Below are 3,927 nucleotides of genomic sequence, written 5' to 3'. Positions count from 1 at the left end.
GCCGGTGCGGACCTTGCGTGGGCTTTGCTTGTTATGGGCATCCAGCACCTGCACCGCGAAGCGGCCTTCGTCGTCGCGCTCGCCCAGGGCCACCATCGGCGCGGTCAGCACCTTGCTGGCGCGGCCGGTTTCGATATTGACCTGTACCGTCATCTCCGGCAGCAGCTTGCGGGCCTGGTTGTCCACCTCAAACAAGACGTTGTAGAAGACCGCATTGCCGGCGCGCTCGGGCACCGGCTGAATCACCCGCACCTTGCCGTCGTAACGCTGGGCCTCGCCGGCCAGCGTCACAAAGCGGGCTTTTTGGCCGACCTGGATCTGGGCGATGTCGGCCTCCGGCACACGCGCCCGAACCGTCATCACATCCAGATTGGCCAGGGTCACCATCACCGGGGTGATCTGCACCGCGATCACGGTTTGGCCCTCTTGCACCGGCAGATTGACCACCGTGCCGTCAATCGGCGCGGTGATGGTGGTGTAGCCCAGCGACAGGCGGCGTTTTTCCAGCTCGGCCTGCAGGCGCTTCAAGCTGGCGCTTTGGCCGCGCAGATCGGCCTCCAGCTTGGCCAAATCGGTTTCGGCGCGTTCCGCCTCGGTGGCCGCCGTGGCATCGCCGGCCAGCAAACGGCGCTGGCGCTCGGCCTCGCGGCGGGCAATCTTCAGGTCCGCTTGGCGCACCTCGATCAAGGCGACTTGCTGCGTCACCGAGGCCTCGGCCTGGGCCAGATCGCTGCGGGCCAGCTCGGGGTCCAGGCTGACCAGCAAATCACCTTTTTTGACCTGCTGACCGAGCTGCACATGCAGCTGCCGCACCTGGCCGCTCACCTGCGCGCCCACATCCACCTTCAGGCGCGGCTGCAGCACGCCGGCGGCCTGCACGGTTTGGCTGATGTCGGCCAGGGTGACTTCGCCGGTCGGCGGCGCAGGCGGCGGCGGTGGTGGTGTCAGGGCTTTGTAGGCGCCGTAAGCACCACCCAGCAAGACCAGAATGGCGGCACGCACGCGCCAGGATTTCAGCCAGTTCCCTCGGCTTGGCTTGTTTTTGTTCTGCACAGTCATGCTTTCTATTGCGTCCAGCTGGGTTGATCAACAGTGGCGGCAATGTAGCAATCGGCGCCGGTCGCGGCGCGGCCTTTGTGACCTGTTGCGCTATGACGCGACCAATGGGGCCATAGGCGGGATCAATCGGGCCTGCGCTGGGTATGAAGAATTCACTGCGTGCGCCTTTTGTGAATTTGCACACCCAGCCATTTGCGCCCTTGGAGCCGGCCTTTTCATCGTTTTTCAAGCACTTGCTCAGGGGGGATTGGTGCTAATCTGCCCAGCCCTCCCCCGCACTGCAACGCCCCTCCCCGTGTTTGCCTAACAAAGCCCCTGAGAATCGTTCATGAGTGAAAGTGAAGTCAAAGATTCGCCGTCCATCGCGGACGCCGATGCAGCCCAGGCGGGCGGTGTTGGTACGGAGTCGTCTGCAGAGGGGGCGGCTGCTAGCGCTGAGGACACGGCGGCGGCCGAAGCGGCTGCGGCCAAACGGCAGGCCGCTGAAGAGCAGGAAGAAGCGCTGCGCCGCAATCGCTTGCTGCGGCTGATGCAAAGCATCGAGGGCCAAACCGACTTCGCCAGCATGAAGGATGCGGTGCAGGGCATTCAAAAGGTGGCGCGCTCCGAGCGCTCCCACGCCCGCGCCTTGACCGGACTGATCTATGACGATCCGGCCATGGTCAGCAAGCTGCTGCGCTTGATCAATGCGGCGTTCTACCGCACCGCCGGTGGTGGCGAGATCACCTGCATGCAGCGGGCTGTGGCCCTGATGGGCTTTCAAAACGTTGGCATGTTGGCCAGCTCCTTGATGCTGTTCGATCGCCTACCCAAGGGCGCGGACGGTGACCGTTTAAGGCTTGAGTTTGCCCGTGCGCAGTACGCGGCGCTGCTGGCCCATGATCTCTGCACCAGCGCCAAGCACATCGACAGCATCTACATCACCGCGCTGTTCCAGCGCCTTGGCGACTTGCTGGCCGGCCTGCACTTTCAGGAAGACGCGCAGGTCATTGAAGACTTGCTCGATGCCGCCGAACTCGTACTCGGCTCGGCCGAACGTCACGAGGCCCGCGAGAAACTGGCGCGCCAGCGCTGGGGCCTGGGCATCGAAGAGATTGGCATCAAGGTGGCCGGCATGTGGGGCTGGCCGGATTCCTTGTTGATGGGCATGCAGTCGCTGCGACCCAGCGACCCCGAGCGGGTGCTGAGCGACAACGAATACCTTCGCGCCTTGTGCACCGGCACCAATTGCCTGGCCCTGGAGTTGATGAACGCGCCCGAAGAAGGCGACGCTGAAGAGCGCGCCGAACCGCGCAAGCAAGTGGTGCAAAAGTTCGCCGCCGAATGGGCCGTGCCTTTGGGATTGGACCCGGAGGCCTTGCCCGACCTGGTGGAGCGTGCGCGCACCGTTTGGCTGGACTTGGTGAAGGCCCTGGGCATCACCCTGACCCCCGGCGGCCCGGCCGCCAAGACGGCGCAGGCGGCGCCCAAGCTGGACCCCAACTCGGCCGCCTATCGCAAGGCCTTGGCCGAGGATTTGGCCGATGCCGTCGATCAACTGAGCCGCATGAACAAGCGCGGTGCGCCGCTGGCCGAGGTGATGGACACCAGCATGCGCTTGATGATGAAGGCGCTGGATATGCAGCGCGTCATCGTCTGCCTGCTCGACCCGAGTACCGGCAGCCTGACGGGACGCGTTGGCGTGGGCGACAAGGCGGTGGTCTTGGCGCCGCATTTCCAGATTCCCTTGCAGCCGCCCAGCGAGCTGTTTGGCCTGCTCTGCGCCAAGAATGCCGACACCTTGATCGTGGACTCCAGCGATCCGGTCATCAACCAGCGCTTGCCGGAGTGGTTCACCAAGCGGGTGCGCGGCGCGGCCTTTTTGGTGCTGCCCCTGGTCTTCGAGGGCAAGGTGCTGGGCATGATGTATGGCGACCAGTCCGAGGTCGGCCGCATGGTCGTCAATGATCGGGCGCTGACCTTGCTGAAGAGCCTGCGCAACCAGCTGATGGTGGCTTTGCGCACCCCGCCCAAGGCTTGAGCTAGGGCTGAGGCGCGACCCTCAATGCAAGGCGGTGCCGGCCGTCAAGGCCTTGTTCCGCGCCGCCTTGCGCAGGCTGACTGCGTCAGGCCCGGTATGGCGGGCCTCATCGCGACGGAGGCGGAACACGCTCAGCGAGGCGTTCACTTCGTCGGCCTGCTCGCGCATCTGTAGCGCCGAGCGCGCCAATTGCTCCACCAGCGCCGCGTTCTGCTGGGTGATGCTCTCGATCTGCTGGATGGCGGTGTAAATCTGCGAGATGCCGCTGAGCTGCTCGCGCGCACCGTCGTCGATGCCGGCCATCAAACCCGCGAACTGCTGCACCGACTGCAACGTGGCGGCGATGCTGCTGCGCGCATGGGCGGTCTGGCGTTCACCGGCTTCGACGCGTTCGCTGGACTCTTGAATCAGCTGCTTGATCTCGCGGGCGGCATTCGAGCTGCGCTGTGCCAGCGCCCGAACCTCGGTGGCCACCACTGCAAAGCCGCGCCCATGTTCGCCGGCTCGGGCCGACTCCACCGCCGCATTCAGCGCCAAGATATTGGTCTGGAAGGCGATGCTGTCGATCACCTGAATGATCTCGCCGATGCGCTGCGAGGACTGCGCAATCGCGCCCATGGTGGTGGTGACCGAATGCACCGCATCGCCGCTGCGCTGCGACACCGCGCTCAACTCGCCGACCACGCCGGAGGCCTGCAGGGTCGAGTCGCTGCTGAGCTTCACCGTGGCGCTGATCTGCTGCATGCTGGCCGCCGTTTCTTCCAGATTGGCGGCCTGCGATTCGGTGCGCTGGGCCAGGTCTTGGTTGCCCTGGGCGATCTCGTGGCTGACGGCCGTCATGCGCGCCA

General features: G+C 65.1%; 3 protein-coding genes. 1 reads left to right on the top strand and 2 read right to left on the bottom strand.

Features of this window, described 5'->3' with window-relative positions:
• The coding region (locus ACOVRJ_RS02410) for an efflux RND transporter periplasmic adaptor subunit (RefSeq protein ID WP_422042311.1) at nucleotides 1-1,059 on the bottom strand (1,059 nt) is incomplete at its 3' end.
• 328 nt (nucleotides 1,060-1,387) lie between these two features.
• Here ACOVRJ_RS02410 and ACOVRJ_RS02405 point away from each other — a divergent pair.
• Nucleotides 1,388-3,079, top strand: a complete 1,692-nt coding sequence (locus ACOVRJ_RS02405) for an HDOD domain-containing protein (RefSeq protein WP_422042310.1) — start codon at nucleotides 1,388-1,390, stop codon at nucleotides 3,077-3,079.
• Between the two features lie 21 nt (nucleotides 3,080-3,100).
• Here the strand turns inward: ACOVRJ_RS02405 and ACOVRJ_RS02400 are convergent.
• A partial coding sequence (locus ACOVRJ_RS02400) for a methyl-accepting chemotaxis protein (protein ID WP_422042309.1) occupies nucleotides 3,101-3,927 on the bottom strand: 827 nt, incomplete at its 5' end.

Origin of the sequence: Roseateles sp., assembly GCF_049240545.1 — a bacterium.
Classification (GTDB): domain Bacteria; phylum Pseudomonadota; class Gammaproteobacteria; order Burkholderiales; family Burkholderiaceae_C; genus Paucibacter_A.
This window is presented reverse-complemented; position numbering and strand designations above follow the sequence as displayed.